Origin of the sequence: Enterobacter cloacae complex sp. P18RS, assembly GCF_014982105.1 — a bacterium.
In the GTDB taxonomy this organism is placed as follows: domain Bacteria; phylum Pseudomonadota; class Gammaproteobacteria; order Enterobacterales; family Enterobacteriaceae; genus Enterobacter; species Enterobacter hormaechei_C.
The window spans coordinates 1-21,371 of record NZ_JADCKV010000019.1 but is presented as its reverse complement, the minus strand read 5'-3'; the positions used below and the strand labels follow the sequence as shown (position 1 = coordinate 21,371).

Annotated in this window: 23 protein-coding genes; 5 read left to right on the top strand and 18 right to left on the bottom strand. The window is 56.9% G+C overall.

Features of this window, described 5'->3' with window-relative positions:
- Positions 1 to 308 precede the first annotated feature (308 nt).
- Positions 309 to 758 carry a bifunctional allose-6-phosphate isomerase/ribose-5-phosphate isomerase RpiB gene (gene rpiB / locus INF61_RS15655; RefSeq protein ID WP_023295775.1) on the top strand — a complete coding sequence of 150 codons (450 nt, stop codon included), beginning with the start codon at positions 309 to 311 and terminating at the stop codon, positions 756 to 758.
- 69 nt (positions 759 to 827) lie between these two features.
- Positions 828 to 1,151 (top strand): DDRRRQL repeat protein YjdP, encoded by a 324-nt coding sequence (gene yjdP / locus INF61_RS15650; RefSeq protein ID WP_017382647.1) that lies wholly within the window; start codon positions 828 to 830, stop codon positions 1,149 to 1,151.
- 54 nt (positions 1,152 to 1,205) lie between these two features.
- Here the strand turns inward: yjdP and phnP are convergent, their stop codons facing one another.
- The 16 genes from phnP to INF61_RS15570 form a co-directional block, all read right to left on the bottom strand.
- Positions 1,206 to 1,964 carry a phosphonate metabolism protein PhnP gene (phnP, locus tag INF61_RS15645; protein WP_128772141.1) on the bottom strand — a complete coding sequence of 253 codons (759 nt, stop codon included), beginning with the start codon at positions 1,962 to 1,964 and terminating at the stop codon, positions 1,206 to 1,208.
- Positions 1,965 to 1,973: 9 nt separating this feature from the next.
- Positions 1,974 to 2,408, bottom strand: coding sequence for an aminoalkylphosphonate N-acetyltransferase (gene phnO, locus INF61_RS15640; protein ID WP_015570217.1), 435 nt, complete (start codon positions 2,406 to 2,408; stop codon positions 1,974 to 1,976).
- Positions 2,401 to 2,952, bottom strand: a complete 552-nt coding sequence (gene phnN / locus INF61_RS15635; RefSeq protein WP_032104477.1) for a ribose 1,5-bisphosphokinase — start codon at positions 2,950 to 2,952, stop codon at positions 2,401 to 2,403. Before phnN ends, phnO begins: the two co-directional genes overlap by 8 nt.
- Positions 2,949 to 4,085 carry an alpha-D-ribose 1-methylphosphonate 5-triphosphate diphosphatase gene (gene phnM / locus INF61_RS15630; protein ID WP_015570219.1) on the bottom strand — a complete coding sequence of 379 codons (1,137 nt, stop codon included), beginning with the start codon at positions 4,083 to 4,085 and terminating at the stop codon, positions 2,949 to 2,951. Before phnM ends, phnN begins: the two co-directional genes overlap by 4 nt.
- Positions 4,082 to 4,762, bottom strand: a complete 681-nt coding sequence (gene phnL, locus INF61_RS15625) for a phosphonate C-P lyase system protein PhnL (protein WP_017382651.1) — start codon at positions 4,760 to 4,762, stop codon at positions 4,082 to 4,084. Before phnL ends, phnM begins: the two co-directional genes overlap by 4 nt.
- 207 nt (positions 4,763 to 4,969) lie before the next feature.
- Positions 4,970 to 5,725, bottom strand: a complete 756-nt coding sequence (gene phnK / locus INF61_RS15620; RefSeq protein ID WP_015570221.1) for a phosphonate C-P lyase system protein PhnK — start codon at positions 5,723 to 5,725, stop codon at positions 4,970 to 4,972.
- Entirely contained in the window at positions 5,722 to 6,567 is an 846-nt protein-coding gene (gene phnJ, locus INF61_RS15615; protein ID WP_006810438.1) for an alpha-D-ribose 1-methylphosphonate 5-phosphate C-P-lyase PhnJ, read from the bottom strand. The genes phnK and phnJ overlap by 4 nt, the downstream gene beginning before the upstream one ends.
- On the bottom strand, positions 6,560 to 7,624 hold the full coding sequence (locus tag INF61_RS15610; RefSeq protein WP_015570222.1) for a carbon-phosphorus lyase complex subunit PhnI: 1,065 nt from the start codon (positions 7,622 to 7,624) through the stop codon (positions 6,560 to 6,562). Before INF61_RS15610 ends, phnJ begins: the two co-directional genes overlap by 8 nt.
- Positions 7,624 to 8,208, bottom strand: coding sequence for a phosphonate C-P lyase system protein PhnH (phnH, locus tag INF61_RS15605; RefSeq protein ID WP_003860219.1), 585 nt, complete (start codon positions 8,206 to 8,208; stop codon positions 7,624 to 7,626). Before phnH ends, INF61_RS15610 begins: the two co-directional genes overlap by 1 nt.
- Entirely contained in the window at positions 8,205 to 8,657 is a 453-nt protein-coding gene (phnG, locus tag INF61_RS15600) for a phosphonate C-P lyase system protein PhnG (protein WP_193547899.1), read from the bottom strand. Before phnG ends, phnH begins: the two co-directional genes overlap by 4 nt.
- Positions 8,658 to 9,383 (bottom strand): phosphonate metabolism transcriptional regulator PhnF, encoded by a 726-nt coding sequence (phnF, locus tag INF61_RS15595; RefSeq protein WP_017694699.1) that lies wholly within the window; start codon positions 9,381 to 9,383, stop codon positions 8,658 to 8,660. It abuts the gene before it with no gap.
- A 20-nt stretch (positions 9,384 to 9,403) separates the two neighbouring features.
- A complete protein-coding gene (gene phnE / locus INF61_RS15590; protein WP_032620758.1) occupies positions 9,404 to 10,183 on the bottom strand; it encodes a phosphonate ABC transporter, permease protein PhnE in 780 nt (259 codons plus the stop codon).
- Positions 10,184 to 10,341: 158 nt separating this feature from the next.
- Positions 10,342 to 11,358 carry a phosphonate ABC transporter substrate-binding protein gene (gene phnD / locus INF61_RS15585; RefSeq protein WP_032652248.1) on the bottom strand — a complete coding sequence of 339 codons (1,017 nt, stop codon included), beginning with the start codon at positions 11,356 to 11,358 and terminating at the stop codon, positions 10,342 to 10,344.
- A 23-nt stretch (positions 11,359 to 11,381) separates the two neighbouring features.
- A complete protein-coding gene (gene phnC, locus INF61_RS15580) occupies positions 11,382 to 12,170 on the bottom strand; it encodes a phosphonate ABC transporter ATP-binding protein (protein WP_003860210.1) in 789 nt (262 codons plus the stop codon).
- Between the two features lie 173 nt (positions 12,171 to 12,343).
- Positions 12,344 to 12,775 (bottom strand): VOC family metalloprotein YjdN, encoded by a 432-nt coding sequence (gene yjdN / locus INF61_RS15575; protein ID WP_017694695.1) that lies wholly within the window; start codon positions 12,773 to 12,775, stop codon positions 12,344 to 12,346.
- An 80-nt stretch (positions 12,776 to 12,855) separates the two neighbouring features.
- Positions 12,856 to 13,191 (bottom strand): zinc ribbon domain-containing protein YjdM, encoded by a 336-nt coding sequence (locus INF61_RS15570; protein ID WP_003860206.1) that lies wholly within the window; start codon positions 13,189 to 13,191, stop codon positions 12,856 to 12,858.
- Positions 13,192 to 13,782: 591 nt separating this feature from the next.
- Here INF61_RS15570 and crfC point away from each other — a divergent pair.
- A complete protein-coding gene (gene crfC / locus INF61_RS15565; protein WP_193547898.1) occupies positions 13,783 to 16,137 on the top strand; it encodes a clamp-binding protein CrfC in 2,355 nt (784 codons plus the stop codon).
- The gene (locus INF61_RS15560) at positions 16,134 to 17,012 is read left to right on the top strand and encodes a diguanylate cyclase regulator RdcB family protein (RefSeq protein ID WP_180240690.1); all 879 of its coding nucleotides are present in this window, start codon (positions 16,134 to 16,136) and stop codon (positions 17,010 to 17,012) included. The genes crfC and INF61_RS15560 overlap by 4 nt, the downstream gene beginning before the upstream one ends.
- A 33-nt stretch (positions 17,013 to 17,045) precedes the next feature.
- Here the strand turns inward: INF61_RS15560 and kdgT are convergent, their stop codons facing one another.
- Positions 17,046 to 18,038 (bottom strand): 2-keto-3-deoxygluconate transporter, encoded by a 993-nt coding sequence (gene kdgT / locus INF61_RS15555; RefSeq protein WP_017382657.1) that lies wholly within the window; start codon positions 18,036 to 18,038, stop codon positions 17,046 to 17,048.
- 646 nt (positions 18,039 to 18,684) lie between these two features.
- On the opposite strand from kdgT, the gene proP reads away from it, so the two are divergent.
- Positions 18,685 to 20,187 (top strand): glycine betaine/L-proline transporter ProP, encoded by a 1,503-nt coding sequence (gene proP, locus INF61_RS15550; RefSeq protein WP_015570231.1) that lies wholly within the window; start codon positions 18,685 to 18,687, stop codon positions 20,185 to 20,187.
- A gap of 33 nt (positions 20,188 to 20,220) precedes the next feature.
- On the opposite strand, the gene INF61_RS15545 is transcribed toward proP, so the two are convergent.
- Positions 20,221 to 21,174 carry a nickel/cobalt transporter gene (locus INF61_RS15545; RefSeq protein WP_193547897.1) on the bottom strand — a complete coding sequence of 318 codons (954 nt, stop codon included), beginning with the start codon at positions 21,172 to 21,174 and terminating at the stop codon, positions 20,221 to 20,223.
- Between the last annotated feature and the right edge of the window lie 197 nt (positions 21,175 to 21,371).

The window sequence follows — 21,371 nt, the reverse complement described above, 5'->3', positions numbered from 1 at the left end:
ACACTCTGGCATGAAAATATGCTGGCAACTTCACAATGTTTGAAAATTCATAAAGTTTTATTGTCTGTGAAGTTTTGATGGACGGTTGCTTTAGGATGACCTTAAAAATCAATAATATAATTATGACACGTTAACGGATTTTAATGCATGCCGTAAGAAATATACCGTCATGAGAGAGTTGAAATGTCAAAGTCAGGGGTGTAGAACACGCGCAGAACTCGATGGTTTTGAGGTTTTATTGCACAACTGACCGGTCTTAAATCACAACTCCATCGAGTTCGTAAAGTTAACCCACGATGAGGTTTATTATGAAAAAGATTGCATTTGGCTGCGATCACGTAGGTTTTATGCTGAAAGAGGATATTCTGGCCCATCTGCGCGCGCGTGGCATCGACGTGGTGGATAAAGGCACCTGTTCCCCGGAGCGTACTGACTACCCGTATTATGCCAGCGCGGTTGCACAGGCTATTATCGATAAGGAGGTGGATGGCGGCATCCTGATCTGCGGAACGGGGGTAGGGATCTCCATTACGGCCAATAAGTTCCCGGGCATCCGCGCAGTGGTCTGTAGCGAACCTTATTCAGCTCAGCTTTCAAGGCAGCATAACAACACGAATGTGCTGGCATTTGGTTCGCGCGTGGTCGGACTGGAGCTGGCAAAAATGATCGTCGATGCCTGGCTAAATGCACCGTTTGAAGGGGGACGACATCAGGCGCGAGTCGATGCGATAGGGGCGATTGAACAGGCCAGGAATTGAGATTCCTCCGCTACCCCGGTTCCCTGCCATTCATTACCGTAAGGCCAGTTCACCTGCGAGTCTGGCCTTATGAAACGTTACTCTACCGCTCTGTTATTGGGTCTGCTGACTTTAACCAGCCAACTGGCGCATGCCGATGTGATTGATGATGCCATTGGCAATATTCAGCAGGCGATCAACGACGCCTATAACCCCGGCAGCAGCCGTAATGATGACGACGACGATCGTTACGATCGCAGCCGTCAAACCGACAGCCGCCAGTACGACGATCGTCGTCGACAGTTAGAAGATCGACGCCAGCGTTTAGACGAGCGTCAGCGGCAGCTGGATGACGATCGGCGTCGGTTAGAAGAGGATGAGCGCCGGTTGGAGGATGATTACGATCGGTGGTAACCCCGGTATTGCAACGCACAGGCCGGGTAAGGCGCAGCCGCCACCCGGCAAAACCTAATCCAGTACCAGCATCATCCCGTCATACCCCGCTTCAATGCCGGACGGCAGCGGGTTATCCATCATCCACACGTCAAACTGATGGCTGATATGCGTCAGGATCACCTGCGGACAGCCAATCACCTCGTTCAGCGCAATCACCGTATTCAAGTCACAATGGTTGCGCGGCGTCTCCGGGCGCGGTTCATGGCTACAGTCGATAATCATCGCCTGCGGCTGATTGTTTAGCAGAAACGTCACCGTTTTATCCGGTAGCCCGGCGGTATCAGAAAGCCACGCCACGCGGCTGTGGGCGGACTCCAGCAGATAGCCAAACGTGAGTTTTGAATGGTTGAGCGGCAGCGGCGTGACCCGCAAGCCCTGAAGTTCAAACATCACAAACGGCTCCACCGTGTGGCTGAAATCGAGAAGGCCCGGATGCCTGAACAGGTCGTCACAGCCTGCGTCGTCCGGCGGACCGTAAACCGGAATGGTCGCTCCCACGCCCCAGCGCAGAGGAAAAAGCCCCTGAACGTGATCCATATGATAATGGGTAAGCAAAATCTGCCTGAAACTCCCCGCGGGCCAGTCGTCCATCAGGTGTGGAATACCCGCGTCCAGCAAGGTGACCGATTCGTTGAATTTCACCGCCGCGCTACAGGGGCGACGGCGATAATTTTCCTGTAAACGCGCCCGTCGGCACGCCGCGCAGTCGCAGCCAAACACCGGCACCAGCTGCGCCCCTCCGGTTCCTGTCAGCGTGATCGTCAGACTCATAACGCACCTCTACAGCGGTTTGGTGAAGCGGAAATGGCTTTGCGTATATCCTTCACGAACATAAAAACGGTGCGCGTCCACGCGCTTCACGCTGGTGGAAAGCTCGGTCAGCTCGGCGCCTGCCTGTCGCGCGACGTCCTCTGCCCAGGCCAGCAGCTGGCTGCCCACTTTTAATCCGCGCGCCTGCGGCATCACCACCAGCTCCTGGATCTCGCCGATCCAGCGGGCGTGATGCAGGTGAAACTGCATATGCAGGCCGATCATACCGATGATCTGCCCGTCCAGCTCGGCCAGCTGGTAACGCATATTGTGATCCTGCAAGTTGGCCAGATACCCGGCGTGAAACGCCTGATGATCGAACTCGGCCTGCTTAAGTTCGCAGATCAGCGCGTAAACGATCGGCGCATCGTCGGCGGTGGCGGGGCGAAGCTGGCAGTCAGGCATGCTGTTTCTCCTTCTGGCGAATAAGCGATAGCAAGGTCTCGACTGACTGTAGCAAACTTCCGTCGTTATTGAGGAGATGGCAACCCGACGGGGTGTAGCGCGCCGCCCGTTCCAGCCGCTGGTCGATCTCGCGCGCGTTTTCGCGCCCCCGCTTTTGCAGCCGGCTACGCAGAACGTCCGGGGAAACCTGCAAACAGACCGGGAGCAGCGCCGCTTCGTACCGGGCGCGAGCCTGCGGGAGATGCGCCCGCGAGCCGTTAACCAGCACGTCGAACCCCGCATGCAGCCAGAGGTCAATCTCAATACCGACGCCATAGTAGTAACCGTTGGCATGCCAGCTCAGCGCCAGCAGGTTTTGTCCGGCGCGGGTAAAAAACTCCTGCTCGCTCAGGGCGATATGGTTCTCGCTTCCGGCGTTGGCATCGCGCGTGATATAGCGGTGCGCGACCAGCAGCTGTGAATGTTCCCGCTGCCGTAACGCCGACAGCAGGCTGTCCTTCCCAGAGCCGGACGGGCCCATTAACCAGATGAGTCTTCCCATCAGAATACCCTTTTTCCCTGACGCCAGACGTGGTCGATATGAATGTGCTCGCCCTTACGGTGGGCGAGCACCAGATCGGCCCGTTTCCCCTCGGCAATTTCACCGCGATCGTGAAGATTAAGCGCGCTGGCCGGGTTTTTCGTCACCAGGCGAATCGCCTGTGGCAGCGTGAAGCTGTTGTTCTCGTCGTCCGCGACGCGGAAGGCCGCGTCCAGCAGGCTGGCGGGGTAATAGTCAGAGGAGAGGATATCCAGCAGGCCGAGCGAGGCGAGCCTGCTTGCCGCCACGTTGCCGGAGTGCGATCCGCCGCGCACGATATTTGGCGCGCCCATCAGGACGTTCATGCCGTGCTTACGCGATGCCTCTGCCGCTTCAAACGTGGTGGGAAATTCAGCTATCACGCTGCCAAGCTGGTGGGATTCGCGCACGTGATCGTGCGTGGCGTCGTCATGGCTGGCCAGGGCAATATTCCGGTCCCGGCACATCGCGGCAATGGAGAGGCGATTCGGCTGCGACCACTGGGCCGCAAGCTGGAGCTGCTCTTCTTCGTAGCGCGCCATCTCCGCGTCGTTGAGCGAATATTTGCCCTGATAGTATTCGCGATACTTTTCAATGTTGGCGAACTGGCGCTGCCCCGGCGAGTGATCCATCAGGGAAACCAGCGAGACCGGCTCGCGGCCCACCAGCTTCTCAAACAGCGGCAGGGTGGTGTGGTGCGGCAGCTCGCAGCGCAGGTGCAGGCGGTGCTCGGCGCGGTTGAGGCCGCGCTTTTGCGTCTCCTCCACGGCGTTGATCATCTTCTCCAGATTCTCCAGGCGATCGCCGCCGTCGCGCACGTCGCCAATCGCCACCGCGTCCAGCACCGTGGTGATGCCGCTGGCGACCATCAGCGCGTCGTGGCTGCTCATCGCTGAATGAGCAGGCCAGTCCACCTTTGGGCGCGGGGTGAAGAATTTATCGAGATTATCGGTATGCAGCTCAATCAGCCCCGGCAGCAGCCAGCCGCCTTCGCCGTCCATCGCTTCAGGAGTGCGGCTCCGGGTTTCGGCAAAGGCGCGGATGACACCGTCCCGCACCTCAACCGAGCCGTTCACGACCTCATTTTCCAGCACCAGCCTGACATTATTGATAATCATACGTTTGTCCCCATCGGGTGCAGTCTGTCCGCCACGCGTTGGCGTACGGCGTCGTCGTGGAAGATCCCGACGATCGCCGCGCCGCGCGCTTTGGCCTGTTCGATCAGTTCCATCACCGCTGCGCTGTTCTTACTGTCGAGCGAGGCGGTGGGTTCATCCAGGAGTAAAATCGGGTAATCGACGATAAAGCCGCGGGCGATGTTGACGCGCTGCTGCTCGCCGCCGGAAAAGGTCGACGGGGCGAGGTGCCACAGACGCTCCGGTACGTTGAGGCGCGTCAGCAGGCTGGCGGCTTTAGCGGCGCAGGTTTCGCGCGGCACGCCGAGATCCAGCAGGGGTTGCATGACCACGTCCAGGGCGGAGATCCGCGGGATCACCCGCAGGAACTGGCTGACCCAGCCGATCGTCGAGCGGCGCACTTCCAGCACTTTGCGCGCGGGAGCCTGAACCAGATCGACCCATTCATTGTTATGGCGAATATGAATATGGCCTTCGTCCGGCAGGTAGTTGGCATACAGGGAGCGCAGCAGGGTGGATTTTCCGCTGCCGGAATGGCCATGCAGCACCACGCATTCGCCGTTGCTGACCTCTAACGAGGCATTTTGCAGTACCGGCAGGCGCACGCCGTTTTGCTGGTGGAGTACAAAGGTTTTACTTACGTTTTGTACGTGGATCATGTTGGCCTCGCGATTCGTTTTGCCGGGTGGCGGCTTCGCCTTACCCGGCCTACGGGTGCGGTGTTCGTTTTGCCGGGTGGCGGCTTCGCCTTACCCGGCCTACGGGTGCGGTGTTCGTTTTGCCGGGTGGCGGCTTCGCCTTACCCGGCCTACAAGGTGCGGTGTTCGTAGGCCGGGTAAGCGCAGCGCCACCCGGCAACCGCGCCCTCAGTTCTGCAATACGGACGACACCAGCAGCTGGGTATACGGATGATGGGGATCGTCGAGCACGCGGTCGGTTAACCCACTTTCCACCACCTGACCCTGCTTCATCACCAGCAAGCGGTCTGCCAGCAGGCGCGCGACGCCTAAATCGTGGGTGACAATCACCACCGCCAGGTTTAGCTCCACCACCAGGCCGCGCAGCAGGTCGAGCAGGCGAGCCTGTACAGAGACGTCCAGCCCGCCGGTCGGTTCATCCATAAACACCAGCTTCGGATGGGTGACGAGATTGCGGGCAATCTGTAAACGCTGCTGCATGCCGCCGGAGAAGGTGGTCGGCAGGTCGTCGATGCGCGAGGCGGGAATTTCAACCTCTTCCAGCCAGTGCTGCGCCGTGGCGCGGATGTTGCCGTAGTGGCGCGCGCCGGTGGCCATCAGCCGTTCGCCGATGTTGCCCCCCGCCGACACCTGGCGGCGCAGGCCATCCATCGGGTGCTGGTGCACCACGCCCCACTCGGTGCGCAGCAGGCGGCGGCGATCGGCTTCACTCATGCCATACAGCGACACGCCCTCATACAAAATGTCGCCATTCTGCGGCGTCAGGCGCGCGGAGATGGACTTCAGCAGGGTGGTTTTACCGGAGCCGGACTCGCCGACAATGCCCAGCACTTCGCCCGGCCACAGCTCAAACGACACGTCGCTAAAGCCTTTGCCCGGCGCATAAAGGTGAGTCAGGTTATTAACCGAAAGCAGCGGTTTCATTGGCTGTTCGCCTCGCTCTGTTGGCGGCAGTAATCGGTGTCGGAGCAGACAAACATCCGTTTGCCCGTGTCGTCCAGCACCACTTCATCCAGATAGCTATGCTTCGAACCGCAGATGGCGCACGGCTCGTCCCACTCCTGCACCGTAAACGGGTGATCGTCAAAATCCAGACTCTCCACACGGGTGTACGGCGGTACGGCGTAGATGCGTTTTTCACGTCCGGCACCAAAAAGTTGCAGGGCGGGCATCATGTCCATCTTCGGGTTATCGAATTTCGGGATCGGCGACGGGTCCATCACGTAGCGGCCGTTCACCTTCACCGGGTAGGCGTAGGTGGTGGCGATATGGCCGAAGCGGGCGATGTCCTCATACAGTTTGACCTGCATGATCCCGTACTCTTCCAGGGCGTGCATGGTGCGGGTTTCGGTTTCCCGCGGCTCAATAAAACGCAGCGGCTCCGGGATCGGCACCTGGAAAATCAAAATCTGATCTTCAGTCAGCGGGGTCTCCGGAATGCGGTGACGGGTCTGGATCAGCGTCGCGTCTTCGGTTTTTTCGGTAGTATTAACACCCGTTACGCGCTTAAAGAAGTTGCGGATCGACACGGCGTTGGTGGTGTCGTCTGCCCCCTGGTCGATGACCTTAAGCACGTCCGCTTCGCCGATCACGCTGGCGGTGATCTGAATACCGCCGGTGCCCCAGCCGTAGGGCATTGGCATTTCGCGGCCGCCGAATGGCACCTGGTAGCCGGGGATCGCCACTGCCTTAAGGATGGCGCGGCGGATCATGCGTTTAGTTTGTTCGTCCAGATAGGCAAAGTTGTAGCCGCTTAAGTTAGCCATTGGCGCGCTCCCGTTGCAGGCGTTTCAGCAGTTCCAGTTCGGCCTGGAAATCGACGTAGTGCGGCAGCTTGAGGTGCGAGACAAAGCCGGCGGCCTCAACGTTATCCGCGTGGGCCAGCACGAACTCTTCGTCCTGTGCCGGGCCTGCAATATGCTCGCCGTAGTCCGGCGCCTGGAGCGCACGGTCAACCAGCGCCATCGCCATCGCCTTGCGCTCGCTCAGGCCATACACCAGCCCGTAGCCGCGGGTAAAGTGCGGATCTTCATTCTCTGGCGCGACAAAACCGTTGACCATTTCGCACTCGGTCATCAGCAGTTCGCCGATGTTCACCGCAAAACCCAGCTCTTCCGGCACGATTTCAATGTCGATATAACCGCTGCGGATCTCTGCCGCGAAGGGGTGGTTGCGCCCATAGCCGCGCTGCGTGGAGTAGGCCAGCGCCAGCAGATACCCTTCATCGCCGCGCATCAGCTGTTGCAGGCGGGACGAGCGCGAACAGGGATAGACCGGCGGCGTGCGGGTGATGTCATCCGGTGTGCTGCCGGTGTCCTCTTCCGCCTTCGCCAGCCCCTGGTTTGCCAGCAGGCTAAAGACGTGCGGGGAGGCGTCTTGTTCAGCGTCAGAGACGCTGAGCTGCGGTGTTTCACCGTTCGCCAGCAGAGTGAAGTCCAGCAGGCGATGGGTGTAGTCGTAGGTGGGACCAAGCAGCTGGCCGCCAGGAATATCTTTGTACACCGCAGAAATACGGCGCTCTAATCGCATTTCCGCCGTATTCACCGGCTCGCTAACCGCCAGCTTCGCAAGCGTAGTGCGGTAAGCGCGCAGCAGGAAGATGGCTTCCACGTTATCGCCGCTGGCCTGTTTCAGCGCCAGCGCCGCCAGTTCGCGGTCCGCGATGCCGCCTTCGGTCATCACGCGGTCGACGGCCAGGTTTAACTGCTGTTCAATCTGGGCGACGCTCAGCTCGGGAAGGGCGTCATCCCCCCGGCGTCTGTGCGCCTGCAAGGCATGGGCGGCGGCGATCGCCTTCTCGCCCCCTTTGACGGCAACGTACATCAGCACACCTCCACGTGAGTGGTTCTCGGGATCGCCAGCAGGCGCTCGCCGCAGGTCAGGATCAGGTCGATACCGAGCGGGAACGGATGCGGGCGCTCGGTCAGCTCATGAATGATGCACTCCGGCAGCTGGGGGGCGACCATCCGCTCGTCGGCAATCCCTGCACCCGTCAGGCGCAGCATGCGGCCACCGCTCAGGCTGGAGACCTGCAAAATCAGCGTGGCGCTGGTTTCCGGTGCGACGGCGCTGCCTTCGCTCAGGGCGTTAAGCTGTTCATGGCTGATTTGCTCGTCGGCCACGGCAAAGACCGCCTGCTGGGGCTGCTCGACCAGCGGCGCGTTGGTGTGAAAGCGCAGGTTCTGGCTGGCGATATCGTTCAGCAATGCGCCTGACAGCCATACCGGGGTGTCGTTGTCCGCCAGCGTCAGCAGCACGCTGGTCGAGGCGAGGTTCAGCGGCAGCCAGCCCTGGGAGAGCTGGTGCAGCGAGACAATGACGCCCGGCTCGCTCATGGCTTTCAGCAGGCGACGGAAACTCTGTTGGGCATCCTGGACGGCCAGGGTAAAAGCAGGTTGAAGCGTCATGCGTTGTCTCCGCGAACGAGCGTAAAGAAGTTGACCCGGCTGGTATTCACTTCGGCCTGACGCGCGGCAAGGCGTGCGGCGCGGTCGGCTTCCAGCGGGGCAATAAGGGTTTCCATTAACGTCTGAAAATGCGGCTGTTCCTGTAAAAGCGCGTCGATCGCTGCGCAGCGTTCGGCGTGCGTTTTGTCGCGCCCAAGTACGTAGCCGTAGCCTAGCGTGCCGCTTTTCAGGCGGATCACCGCGCGGGTGAGGGTGGCATCGCCGGCGAAGAAGCGCTCGCCGGTGCCGCCCATGCGTGCCTGGATCTGCACCAGGCCGATCTCCGGCGCGCGGATCGTGTCGTAGTCCGGCGTCAGGCCGAGCGCGCTCATGCGGGCAGCCAGCGCATCAGGCTGGCTGTGGGCCAGCACGCGCATCCAGCGCTGACGAGTGGAGGTGTCGAAGTGCATTCAGTGCTCCATGGTAAATTCAATCATGTCGGCGCGGGTCAGGCTGACGGAGTATTCCGTTGCGTTGACGTCGCCGTCACGGTGGTTGAGGGTGCGCACGCAGAGCAGCGGGGCCATGTTGGGGATCTCCAGCACCTTGCTCTCTTTCGCCTGCGCGCGGCGGGCGCTGATGCGCGTCTGGGTGCGTTTGAGCGCGATACCCGTCGCGTCCTGAAGAAAATCATGCAGGGAACCGCTGGCGAAATGTTGCAGCACGGGCCAGAGGGTGAGGTCCGCGAAGTAGTGGTCGATCTGACAGACCGCCACGCCGTTCACCCGGCGCAACGTGCGCAGGTAAACGACGTTGTCGCCCTCCTGAATCCCCAGCGCGTCCGCCACGTGGCGGGAGGCGGGGCGCAGGACTGACAGCAGCTTTTCGCTGGTGGGGTGGCTGCCCTGATCGAGCAGGTTCTGGCTAAAACGCGCCTGGGCATTGAGCGGGTAGTCGAACGGACGCATCAGCACCAGTACGCCGACGCCCTGACGGCGCTGGACCCAGCCGCGCTCCACCAGTTGATCGATGGCGCGACGCAGGGTGTGGCGATTCACTTCGTAGCGGTCGGCAAGCTGCTGCTCGGCGGGCAGGTAGTCTCCGCAGCGGTAGTGCGTGCGCAGCTCCACTTCGAGCTTTGCCGCAATCTCTTGCCAGCGGGTGGGGTAACTGGTCGGATGTCTGGATAAGTGCATACAAATCAAAGCCTCGCTTCTCAGATGAAGTGCTTACGCAAACGTTGAGAGAGGAAATCCAGCAGGCTGACGGTGACGATGATGAGCACCATCAGGGCGCAGGTTTGCTGGAACTGGAAACCACGAATGGCTTCCCACAGGGTGACGCCAATGCCGCCTGCGCCCACCATGCCGACCACGGTGGCGGAGCGAACGTTGGACTCGAAGCGGTACAGGGAGTAGGAGATGAGCAGCGGCATCACCTGCGGCAGGACGCCGTACAGGATCTCTTCGATTTTGTTCGCTCCGGTTGCGCGGATGCCTTCCACCGGGCCGGGCTCGATGGCTTCAACAGCTTCGGAGAGCAGCTTGGAGAGCACGCCGGTGGTGTGGATGAACAGCGCCATCACGCCCGCGAACGGACCCAGGCCGACGGCGACCACGAACAGCATCGCAAAGACCATTTCGTTGATGGCGCGACAGGCGTCCATCAGGCGACGCATCGGCTGGTAAACCCACCACGGCACGATGTTTTCGGCGCTCATCAGGCCAAACGGAATGGAGAGGATCACGGCGAGGGCGGTGCCCCAGACGGCAATTTGCAGGGTGATCGCCATTTCACCGAGGTAGTCCTGCCACTGGCTGAAGTCCGGCGGGAAGAAGTCGGCGGCGAAGGTCGCCATGTTGCCGGAATCTTTGAAGAGCAGCAGCGGATCCATCTCCGCGCCCTTCCAGGAGATAACGAGCACCGCCAGCAGAACGGCCCAGCTTATGAGCGAGAACCAGCTGCGCTTTGGCGGCGGGAGGGTGATGGTTTGCATGTTTTACTCCGCGGGTCTTTGTGTGCCGGATGGCGCTACGCTTATCCGGCCTACGATCTGTTCCCCCTCTCCCTGTGGGAGAGGGCCGGGGTGAGGGCATCAGCGTGCGCATTTCCCCCTCACCCTAACCCTCTCCCTCAAGGGAGAGGGGACGTAAGTTACTGCACCGCTTTATTCACGCTGGTCATGGCGCCGAGCGCGGCGGTCAGGCGGTCGAGATCGTCCAGCTGCGCCTGAATTTCCGACACTTTGCTGGTCTTCTCTTCTTCCTTCAGACCTTTGTTGTCCTTCACGCCCTGCATCTGCTTGAACAGCGCCAGCTGGCGAATCGGCACCAGCTGCAAATCGCTGGACGCGCGGAACGGCGCCCAGCCCAGACGCGCCAGAACCGCTTTCTCTTCCGGCGTTTTGCCGTAGTTCATAAAGAAGTCGTAGACCTTGTCCTTGGTGCTCTCGGAGAGGTTTTTGCGCCACACGATCGGGTCGCCCGGGATCAGCGGCGATTTCCAGATAACCTTGATTTCCTTCAGCTTGTCCGGCGCGGAGGTCTTCAGCTTGTCGAGGTTTTCAGTGTTGTTGGTGGCGACGTCAACCTGCTTATTCGCCACGGCCAGGGCGTTGGTTTCGTGGCTGGCGTTGACCGTGCGCTTAAAGTCGCTGGCGGAGACGTTGTTTTTCGCGAAGACGTAGTAGCCAGGGACGAGGAAGCCGGAAGTGGAGTTCGGGTCGCCGTTACCAAAGGTCAGCTCTTTGCGTTTGGCGAGCATGTCGTTGAGATTGTTGATCGGGCTGTCTTTGTTAACGATCAGCACGCTCCAGTAGCCCGGGGAGCCGTCTGCCGCAACGGTCTGGGCGAAGACCTGGCCGTTCGCGCGATCTACCGCTTCCATAGCAGAGAGGTTGCCATACCAGGCGATGTCGACTTTGTTGAAGCGCATTCCCTGAATGATGCCCGCGTAGTCCGGAGCGAAGAAGGCGTTTACTTTGATCCCCAGTTTGGTTTCCATATCTTTCAGGAACGGTTCCCACTGCGGCTTCAGGTTTTGCTGTGATTCCGTTGAAATGATGCCAAAGTTCAGCGCTTTTTCCTGTTCCTCAGCGTAAGCAGGGCTTAGCAGGGTGCTGATGCTGAACATGCTGGTGAAGGCCAGCGCGGCAACGGCTTTGTAGTTCATGTCCATTCCTCGTTATGGGGACGTTAAGCAGCCTGCGCGCGCTCTTCGACGCGGTTTACGCTGCGGTAGAGATGATCAAAACGTTCGTTATCAAACTGGTGGCTTGCGCCATCGAAGAACACATGGCCCTGACGCAGGGCGACGATGCGCTCGCAGTAGCGCAGGGCGTAATCCACCTGATGCAGCGTCACCACCACGGTGATGCCGTCGTTCTGATTGATGTCGCGCAGGGTTTCCATCACGATGCGGGCCGATTCCGGGTCCAGCGAGGCGATAGGTTCATCGGCCAGAATGATTTTGGCTTTCTGCATCAGGGCGCGGGCGATGGCGACGCGCTGCTGCTGTCCGCCGGAGAGCGTGGAGACGCGCTGGTGGGCGAAATGCGCCATGCCGACGCGGGTCAGCGCCTGTAAGGCTTCTTGCTTCTGGGATGGGGAGAACCAGCGCAGGCAGGTGCGCCAGAACGGGGTGCTGCCGAGCGCGCCAATCAGCACGTTCTCGAGCACGGTCAGGCGGTTCACCAGGTTGAACTGCTGAAAGATATAGCCCGTCTGAGCGCGGCTTTTGCGAATATCGCTCGCCAGACGCCCCGCATGTTGCACGGTGTTCCCCAACAGTTCGACGCGGCTTTCCGGCGTTTTGTCACAGGTAATCAGGCCGCTCAAGTGACGAAGAAGGGTTGATTTACCTGAACCAGACGGCCCCAACAGCGCCACCATTTCGCCCTGCTGGACGGTCAGATCAACGGCATGCAGCGCCTTGTTGTGATGGAAGGTTTTGCTCAGTTTCTCGACGCGAATGACAGTTTGCATGTGCCGGGCCTCACGATAAATGTGGCCTCATGCTGGCGCATCAATATGACATTCAGGTTAAGTGTTGGTTGCGGGAGTTTGAAGAGTTGAGGGGAGTTTGATGACAATCACCGCAGGCCCGGTCAGCGCAGCGTCTCCGGGCGCTGTTGCCGGATGCGCTGCGCTTATGTGGCCTACGATTTAACGACGTTAATCATCCACGGCACGCCGTATTTATCGGTGACTTTCCCGAATCCGTGCGCCCAGAAAGTCTCCTGCCAGGCCATTTCGACATTGCCACCATCAGAGAGGTTGTCGAACCAGCGTTTGCCTTCATCCACGTCCTGCGTGTCGAGCACCAGCGTAAATCCGGCGTACTGCGTGCTGCTACCGGGTGGCAGACCATCGCTCATCATGATATCGCTGCCGGCAATGCGGACATTAGAGTGGGCGATGGCGGTATCCGGGAAGTTCATGCCTGACGGACAGCCTTCTTCGCTGTTTTCGTCTTTGGGCATTTCGCCGAAGGTGATTTTGTAGAGGAGTTCTGCGCCGATGGCCTGCTGATAGAAGGCGGTCGCCTCCGCACAGTTGCCGGCGAAAGAGATGTAGGGACTTAACGGCATAATCTTTACCTCACGTAAGAAAAGCCCGTTAAGTGTAGTTCCCGAACGCCCGGTAAGCGAAGCGTCACCGGGCGGGACAATCAGTTCTTTTTCACGAACTCAGATTTCAGTTTCATCGGACCGAAGCCGTCAATTTTGCAGTCGATATTATGATCGCCTTCAACCAGACGGATATTTTTGACTTTAGTGCCGATCTTCAGCATGGAGGAACTGCCTTTTACCTTCAGATCTTTCACAACGGTAACGCTGTCGCCGTCTGCCAGCAGGTTGCCGTTCGCGTCTTTCACGATCAGCGCATCGCTGTCCTGTGCAGGCTCCGCATCGTTCCATTCATGGGCGCATTCCGGGCAAACGAACATGCCATTGTCTTCATAGGTGTATTCAGAATTGCATTTCGGGCAGTGTGGAAGTTGCATGTTGGTATCCTCAAAAGTGTTAACACGCTGGAAAACGCCAGCTAAATGACGGCAGTGTGCCGAAAAAGGCAGCGAGTATAACGCAAATCCCCACTTTTGTCGGTGATATTGTTTTATAAAAATAGCGCATAAATGCGCAAGCGATGACACGAACTGTCAGTGAATTAAGGGAATCTTAAGCCCTGAACGGCAGAGATCGTAATCATGCTAAATGTATCGAATATTTTATTACAGCAAATTGCTACGTTGTGCCATTTCGGATAAGGTGAAGGAACAAGCCGTTATTTATCTATCCTTTTCTGACGCCATACATCTTTTGGCGCCAGGGAATACCTCTCTTTTTTGGTGGGTAAATAACGATGATATATCCTGATGTTTCCTGAAAATGCGTTTTGTCTATTCACTTTTGGCTTTCTGGCCAGGGGATGTTTTACACGTATTACGAGGGTGGTTTTTAAATTCTCATTATCTTCAGTTAGTTGTATTAAATGAACATGTTTTCCATACGTGATCATATAAGCCTGAAAAGTATAATTAAAACATTGTGGCTTAATAAAAGTAATAAATTTGCGTTAAGGGAAGGCTTTTATCATGCACACACAGACCATATTTGAATTAAGCCAGGAAGCTGAACGATTGTTACAGCTCGCTCTGAACAATCTTGATTCATTAAAATCTATGCCGATTGCAAAGCTGGATAGCACAGCCGCTACGATGAGCGGCGTTAATAACAACGTTTTGCCGTTACATTTTAGCGCACGGGGTGTCGACGCTCAGCAGGCGATGCTGAATAACGAATTACGCAAAATAACCCGCCTCGAAATGGTGCTGGCGATTGTGGGTACCATGAAAGCGGGAAAATCGACCACCATTAATGCGATTGTGGGCACGGAAGTGCTGCCGAACCGCAATCGTCCGATGACGGCACTTCCCACGCTGATCCGCCATACGCCGGGCCAGAAGGAGCCGGTGCTGCATTTTTTGCACGTTTCGCCCATCGATACCCTGATTACCCAGTTGCAGAAAAAACTGTGCGATAAAGATCGCGGCAAGCTGGCGCGGCGTCTGGAAATCGACAAGGACATGAATACGCTGCTGGAGCGCATAGAAAGAGGTGAGGCGTTTGAAAAACATCACCTGGGCGCGGAGCCCATCTTTCATTGTCTGAAAAGCCTGAACGATCTGGTGCGGCTGTCTCAGGCGCTGGGCGTGGAGTTTCCGTTCTCTGAGTATGCCGCGATAGAACATATTCCGGTGATTGAGGTGGAGTTTGTGCATCTCGCCGGTCTGGATGCGCACCTGGGGCAACTGACGCTGCTCGACACGCCGGGGCCGAACGAGGCCGGTCAGCCGCACCTGCAAAAAATGCTCAGCGAGCAGCTGGCGCGCGCCTCCGCCGTGCTGGCGGTGATGGACTATACACAGCTTAAATCTATTTCTGATGCGGAGGTTCGTCAGGCAATTTCGGCTGCCGGCAAATCCGTACCGCTTTACGCCCTGGTCAACAAATTCGATCAGAAAGATCGTAACAGCGACGATGAAGAGCAGGTGCGGGCGATGATTTCCGGCACGCTGATGAAAGGAAATATTTCTCCGGGGCAAATTTATCCGGTCTCTTCTATGTGGGCCTATCTGGCAAACCGCGCCCGCTATGAGATGAACGTTCATGGGCGCCTTCCCGATCATCAGGATCAGCGTTGGGTACAGGATTTTGCCGAGGCCGCGCTGGGCCGCCGCTGGCGAACGGCCGACCTGGACGATATTGACCATATTCGCCATGCGGCGGATCTGCTGTGGGAGGATTCGCTGTTCGAACAGCCCATCCGCAAACTGATTTACGCGGCTTACGCCAACGCCTCGCTGTTCGCTTTGCGTTCGGCATCGCATAAGCTGCTGAACTATGCGCAAAATGCCAGAGAATACCTGGATTTTCGCCATCAGGGACTGACGGTCGCTTTTGATGAGCTGGAGCTGAATATTGCGCGCCTGGAAGAGGATATGACGATGCTGCGTCAGCGGCAGAGCGTGGTGAGCGATGAGGTCCAGCATGAAGTTGAAGAGGCGCTTAACGCAACGGATGCATTCCTGCTTCGCCAGAAAGGGGAACTTCACCAGGCGCTGGGCGACATTTTTAGCCGCCCGTCTATTCTTGATTTAGCAGGGCGCGAGCCATCCAGTTTGCGTGCAGACGACGCGGATGCGATCCAGCAGCTGGTGCTTGACGATGAAGGGCAGGCGCAGATTGTCCTGAGCAAGATCCGATCGTCATGCGAGCAGATTATGCTGAATGCGCAGAGCAGAATTGGCCGGGAGCTGGCGTTACGCTTTGATCAGCTGGAGTCTACGCTCGCCCGATCGTTGAATGAGGCGATGCGACCCATCGAGACGCGAATTAAGGAGCAGATCAGTCATGCCGGATTTCGGGCGCGGATTAGCTTCCCGGCGTTTCAGGCAAACCAGCTTAATTTCAATACGCGCGGCTTATTTAATGATGCCATTGTGCAGGACACCCCTCCCGCCAGTCAGCCAGCAGGGGCAGGCAGCGTACGTAATACCGTCTCGCGCTGGCTCAATAATCCCGGCTGGGGCTGGGAAGAGTATGTCGTGACGCGCACACGCTATGTCATCGACATCGTTCAGCTTCATGGCAAATTTACGCAACATATCGATCAGTTTTGCGATCAAATACGTAAAGCTTTGGCCGCGCAGGTCGATGTCTCTGTTACGGCAGGTATGGCAACGTTCTTTGCAGAGTTTTCGTTGTGCCTGACCGGGTTACAGGAAAGCTTGCGTGATAGCCTTGCCGTGCGGCAGCAGAATGAACATTCAACCCGGGCGCTTAGCCAGTTGTTGAAGCAAAGTATGACTACTGCGGCGTGGATTCAGGAAGATACCCGACTGTTACGCGATGATATTCAAACCTTATTCGCGGCAGAGCAACCATGACAACACAGCTACTGGACGGTCCCGGGCGGACGCTGGAGTGTATTCATCCAAAATTTATGGTCGATTTGGTCCAGGGGGCGGACACTGCACGTCACTCCCTCCTGGGGCCACAGCAACTGCAATTTCGTGAGCGTTTGACGCAGGAGATCATTACGCAGACCCGGCTGCGGCCGTGGGCAATGGCGGGAATGCTCAACGAAAATGCAGCGCTGCGGCTGGGTCTGGCGGAGAAACTGGCCGGTATGCTCGACCCCGGACACCTTGCGCTGACCCGTATGTCCGACAGGCTGGTAGCCCTGCGCCAGCAGGTGAATCCACGCCTCCCTCAACCGCCCGGATTGTTGCAACAGTACGAAGAGCTCTCCTCACATTTCAACCAGCGTGCCGCCTATAAAGAGAAAGCGCTCGCGCAGCGCGGCCTGACGGTTCAGGCGGGTGAGCACAGCGAGCAAATTTTTACCCGCTGGCGAGCCGGGCAGTATGACGGCTGGTCGCTGGCTGGCCGCTGCTTTATCGTGCTGGAAGAGTTGCGCTGGGGGGCGTTTGGCGATGCCTGTCGTCTGGCGAATAGCGATGTGGCGGCCATGCTGAAAGATAATCTGCGCAGCATGGCCGCAAACTATCTGGCACAGGGAATTAATGCTTCTCCCACCACCCGGCATTTTTACCATCAGTGGCTGACGACGCCCGCTTCTCCCGGTCTGATTGATTATAAAGATATGCTGGGCTGGCTGGGGGACTGGTGTCAGGCGGATAAACATCCGGTGAGCTGGTCAGTGACGCAGAGCTGGCAAACGGTCGCGCTGGGAATGCCGAGACTCTGTTCGGCAAAACGGCTGGTGGATGGCATGGTGGAAGAGATATTTGGTACGTGATTGCCCCCTCTTTTTAAGGAGGGGGCGAAAGGGTTAGTGGTGCATTTCTACCGCTTCAGGTTCTGTCCGGGACTCAGGCACATGCCCAAAGCGTCTGGCATACAGTGCCGTGATGACAGGGACCAGAATTGCCGTCACAATCACGCTGGCGGCAACCAGAGCCGTGGCGGAAGCGGCCACGGGTTCAAAGGCCGGGTTAATCTGGGCGATAATCACCGGGTTGGCTACCGCAGCGCCTGCGGCCGAAGAGGCGGCCACGCCCGCGGTTCCGTTGCCGCCCCCGATGACGCGGTCTGCAATAATCAGTGGAATACCCGTGATGACGATGACGGCAACACCCAGCACAATGCCCAGCAGGCCGGTTTCCAGAATCACGTTCAGGTTGATGGTATTGCCCAACGCGAAGCCGAAGAACGGGATCAGTACCGGGGTGGCTTTGCTGAAGAAATCACGCAGATCGTGATCGAGGTTGCCCAGCGCAAAACCAATCAGGAACGGCAGGATCGCCCCGACAAAATGGTGTGGTTCAAAAGAGGCAAGGCCGGCAGAACCCAGAATCAACATCGTCATCAGCGGACCCGACTCCAGGGACATCAGCACGAACGCGCCCGATTCTTCTTTGGTGCCATATTGATTCATCAGGCTGGCATAGAGACCGCCGTTGGTCATATCCATTGCTGAGACTATGGCCAGAACGGATAATCCGGCGAAGAAGCCGGTCTGAATTCCATTCTCCGGAATGAACATTGCACAGATCATGGCAACAACCCAGGCGACCGCAATTTTAGTAATGACCAGCGTCCCTGATTTACGTAATACCGTACCTGTTGCACGCAAGTTAATTGATGCGCCGATGCAAAAGAACCAGACTGCCAGAATCGGTACCGTTCCGGTAATCATACCTTTTGTAAAACCGCCAAAATAAGCACCGGTATTCGGGGCTAGCGTATTTAATATCGCGCCAAGTACCAGCGGGACCAGCATCATCCCGCCCGGGATGCGTTCTATTGTTGCTTTAATCTTCATCATTAACCCTCACATCTCGTCCGCATGGCTGGCGGAAAGCTCAAAAAATAGATCAACAAATTCAAAAGATTGCCTTTTTTAGGGCCAATCGATTCGTTATTTATGCTGTAGAGCGAAATTCAGGTGTTCAGCATTCCTTCATTTGAAAGCCGCTGGGATATCGTGTTCGGATTTATCATGCGATCTTTGGAATTGTGATTCAATGAAAATAAAACGCTGTTTTAGTTATCTTCGTCACATATTGAATGTAAACAGGATTGCCCACTGTTAATAATTGAATTTTGTGTAAATTCGCTGTGAAGAAATGTGCTTGCATTTTGTTTGGGGAAGAATAATAACGGGCGTTAAGATCTGTTTGATAAGGGGGTTTAGAATGACCTTATTTATCGTGAATTGACAAAAGCTGAAGGCAACTTACGAACAGGAAAAATATGTGTGAAGTTGATCACATATATAAACGCTGGTAGGGTAAAAAGGTCTTTAACTGCCCAGACAGGCGTCAACAGGTTCGGTTGTATTGAGGTAAAACGTCAATGTAAGTAAACCTGCTACGCTTGAATAAGGAGATTCGCATGGAGCGGGTCTCTGGTTCACAGCTTGCAAAATGCGCTGTGAAACGGACGGGGCTGAGTCTACGAGGAAAGCTATGCTTAGAAGGAAAAAAGTAAAACCCATCACGCTGCGCGATGTCACCATTATTGATGACGCGAAACTGCGCAAAGCGATTACAGCGGCCTCGCTCGGTAATGCGATGGAGTGGTTCGATTTTGGTGTTTACGGCTTTGTGGCCTATGCACTTGGTAAAGTGTTCTTCCCTGGTGCCGATCCCAGCTTGCAGATGATTGCTGCGCTGGGTACGTTCTCCGTTCCCTTCCTGATTCGTCCTCTCGGTGGCCTTTTCTTCGGCATGCTGGGTGATAAATATGGTCGCCAGAAGATCCTGGCTATTACCATTGTCATCATGTCGATAAGTACATTCTGTATCGGCCTTATTCCGTCGTATGCAACTATTGGTATATGGGCGCCGATTCTGCTGTTGATCTGTAAGATGGCGCAGGGCTTCTCCGTTGGTGGCGAATATACCGGCGCATCGATTTTTGTCGCTGAATATTCTCCGGACCGTAAACGTGGCTTTATGGGCAGCTGGCTGGACTTTGGTTCGATTGCCGGTTTTGTCATGGGCGCGGGGGTTGTGGTTCTGATCTCAACCGTAGTGGGTGAAGAGAACTTCCTTGACTGGGGCTGGCGTATTCCGTTCTTCCTGGCGCTGCCGCTGGGCATCATTGGGCTTTATCTGCGTCACGCCCTGGAAGAGACGCCTGCGTTCCAGCAGCACGTTGAAAAGCTGGAGCAGGGTGACCGTGAAGGGTTACAGGATGGCCCGAAAGTGTCGTTCAAGGAGATTGCGACCAAACACTGGCGCAGCCTGCTGACCTGTATTGGTCTGGTGATTTCCACCAACGTCACCTATTACATGCTGTTGACCTACATGCCGAGCTACCTGTCGCATAACCTGCACTACTCGGAAGACCACGGTGTGCTGATTATTATCGCCATCATGGTGGGTATGCTGTTTGTGCAGCCGATTATGGGTCTACTGAGCGACCGCTTTGGCCGTAAGCCATTCATTATTCTCGGCAGCGTCGCCCTGTTCGCACTGGCAATCCCGGCCTTTATTCTGATTAACAGCAATGTGCTGGGGCTGATTTTCGCCGGTCTGCTGATGCTGGCGGTGATCCTCAACTGCTTCATCGGGGTGATGGCTTCTACGCTGCCGGCAATGTTCCCGACGCATATTCGCTACAGTGCGCTGGCGGCAGCCTTTAATATCTCCGTTCTGATTGCGGGCCTGACGCCGACGCTTGCTGCTTCACTGGTGGAGAGCACGCAGAACCTGATGATGCCTGCTTACTATCTGATGGTCATTGCGGTGATCGGCCTGATTACCGGTATTACCATGAAGGAGACGGCGAATCGTCCGTTGAAAGGGGCAACGCCTGCGGCGTCTGATATTCAGGAAGCGAAAGAGATCCTGCGTGAGCACTACGATAATGTAGAGCAGAAGATTGAAGATATTGACGCAGAGATTGAGGCGCTCCAGACAAAACGCTCTCGCCTTGTCGATCAGCATCCGCGAATTAACGAGTGATAAAAAAACCCGCCGCTGGCGGGTTTTCTTTTATTAGCATCCAGCGGCAATATAGTCGCCGCCGGCGCTGACGGGGATCACCGTAAGGAACAGGATCGTCGCGAACAGTATCAGAACAACCCCTCCGGCAGTTTTGACCATCGGCATTACCCAGTTCAGGGACGTGCCGCCACCAAACCAGGCGACTGTGCGTTCACGCGCGTAACGTACTGCCAGCGACAGCCCCATAATCGACAGCGCCGTGCCCAGCGACATTGTCATCACAGCAGCAATCCCCCAGCTAATAATACCGAGCGCATTCGAGAACATCAGGATCATAATTGCCCCGCTGCACGGGCGTGCGCCAATGGCCAGCACCACGCCCAGACGGGTTTTCCAGTCGCTTTTAGTCAGATCCACCCCTACGGCGTGATGGCCGCAGCCACAGCGTTCATTATGCTGGTGAAGCGGCTTGATGGCGCTAATCGCCATTTTGCGCGGACGCAGGCTGCTGAGCGCCTGATAAATGATAAACGCGCCGAAGACGGCAATCAGCACGGCGCTGATTTTCTCGACGTACCAACGGCTGGTGCTGATATCTCCTGACGCGAGGTTCAATCCAACCGCCAGGATAAAGACAAAGACGATCGCGCTGACGCCCTGCATCATGCTACCGATAAACGGTACGACGCGTGCCGCGAGCTGGCTCTCTTTATTGGTGGTGAGATACGTGGTGACGATAAATTTGCCGTGCCCAGGTCCAACGGCATGGAGTACACCATAAAGAAACGCACCGGTTAACAACCATAGCCCACCGCTGTACTGATGATTATTAAGTTGCAGCAGATACATCACCAGATATCGGTGCAGGGTGATCTGGGTGGCGAGGCACCACTGAATAAAAGCATTCCAGTGCGTATGCAGTGCAAAACCTGCCATAAGTAACACCAGCACGGCTAGCCCGGCGGTTGGGATACGCCAGTCACGTTGAAGTCGTTGTGTCGTCATGAGGTTGGCCCGCGAGAGAAATATTTGCCGCTAGTATAGTGTTCAAATCGCTGGATCACACCGGGATCGTCAATGGATTGTGGATAAGTCTGTGCGTAAAAAGGTATAAAGCGGGGTTTTGCTGGGGAATACAGCAGTCAGTCATTTTTTTGCAACTTTTCTGTTGCGGTCGCTCGGGAACTCCCTATAATGCGCCT

Coding starts and splice junctions, on each gene's coding strand:
- rpiB (WP_023295775.1), top strand. CDS start 309: ATGAAAAAGATTGCATTTGGCTGCGATCACGTAGGTTTTATGCTGAAA.
- yjdP (WP_017382647.1), top strand. CDS start 828: ATGAAACGTTACTCTACCGCTCTGTTATTGGGTCTGCTGACTTTAACC.
- phnP (WP_128772141.1), bottom strand. CDS start 1,964: ATGAGTCTGACGATCACGCTGACAGGAACCGGAGGGGCGCAGCTGGTG.
- phnO (WP_015570217.1), bottom strand. CDS start 2,408: ATGCCTGACTGCCAGCTTCGCCCCGCCACCGCCGACGATGCGCCGATC.
- phnM (WP_015570219.1), bottom strand. CDS start 4,085: ATGATTATCAATAATGTCAGGCTGGTGCTGGAAAATGAGGTCGTGAAC.
- phnL (WP_017382651.1), bottom strand. CDS start 4,762: ATGATCCACGTACAAAACGTAAGTAAAACCTTTGTACTCCACCAGCAA.
- phnK (WP_015570221.1), bottom strand. CDS start 5,725: ATGAAACCGCTGCTTTCGGTTAATAACCTGACTCACCTTTATGCGCCG.
- phnJ (WP_006810438.1), bottom strand. CDS start 6,567: ATGGCTAACTTAAGCGGCTACAACTTTGCCTATCTGGACGAACAAACT.
- INF61_RS15610 (WP_015570222.1), bottom strand. CDS start 7,624: ATGTACGTTGCCGTCAAAGGGGGCGAGAAGGCGATCGCCGCCGCCCAT.
- phnH (WP_003860219.1), bottom strand. CDS start 8,208: ATGACGCTTCAACCTGCTTTTACCCTGGCCGTCCAGGATGCCCAACAG.
- phnG (WP_193547899.1), bottom strand. CDS start 8,657: ATGCACTTCGACACCTCCACTCGTCAGCGCTGGATGCGCGTGCTGGCC.
- phnF (WP_017694699.1), bottom strand. CDS start 9,383: ATGCACTTATCCAGACATCCGACCAGTTACCCCACCCGCTGGCAAGAG.
- phnE (WP_032620758.1), bottom strand. CDS start 10,183: ATGCAAACCATCACCCTCCCGCCGCCAAAGCGCAGCTGGTTCTCGCTC.
- phnD (WP_032652248.1), bottom strand. CDS start 11,358: ATGAACTACAAAGCCGTTGCCGCGCTGGCCTTCACCAGCATGTTCAGC.
- phnC (WP_003860210.1), bottom strand. CDS start 12,170: ATGCAAACTGTCATTCGCGTCGAGAAACTGAGCAAAACCTTCCATCAC.
- yjdN (WP_017694695.1), bottom strand. CDS start 12,775: ATGCCGTTAAGTCCCTACATCTCTTTCGCCGGCAACTGTGCGGAGGCG.
- INF61_RS15570 (WP_003860206.1), bottom strand. CDS start 13,191: ATGCAACTTCCACACTGCCCGAAATGCAATTCTGAATACACCTATGAA.
- crfC (WP_193547898.1), top strand. CDS start 13,783: ATGCACACACAGACCATATTTGAATTAAGCCAGGAAGCTGAACGATTG.
- INF61_RS15560 (WP_180240690.1), top strand. CDS start 16,134: ATGACAACACAGCTACTGGACGGTCCCGGGCGGACGCTGGAGTGTATT.
- kdgT (WP_017382657.1), bottom strand. CDS start 18,038: ATGAAGATTAAAGCAACAATAGAACGCATCCCGGGCGGGATGATGCTG.
- proP (WP_015570231.1), top strand. CDS start 18,685: ATGCTTAGAAGGAAAAAAGTAAAACCCATCACGCTGCGCGATGTCACC.
- INF61_RS15545 (WP_193547897.1), bottom strand. CDS start 21,174: ATGACGACACAACGACTTCAACGTGACTGGCGTATCCCAACCGCCGGG.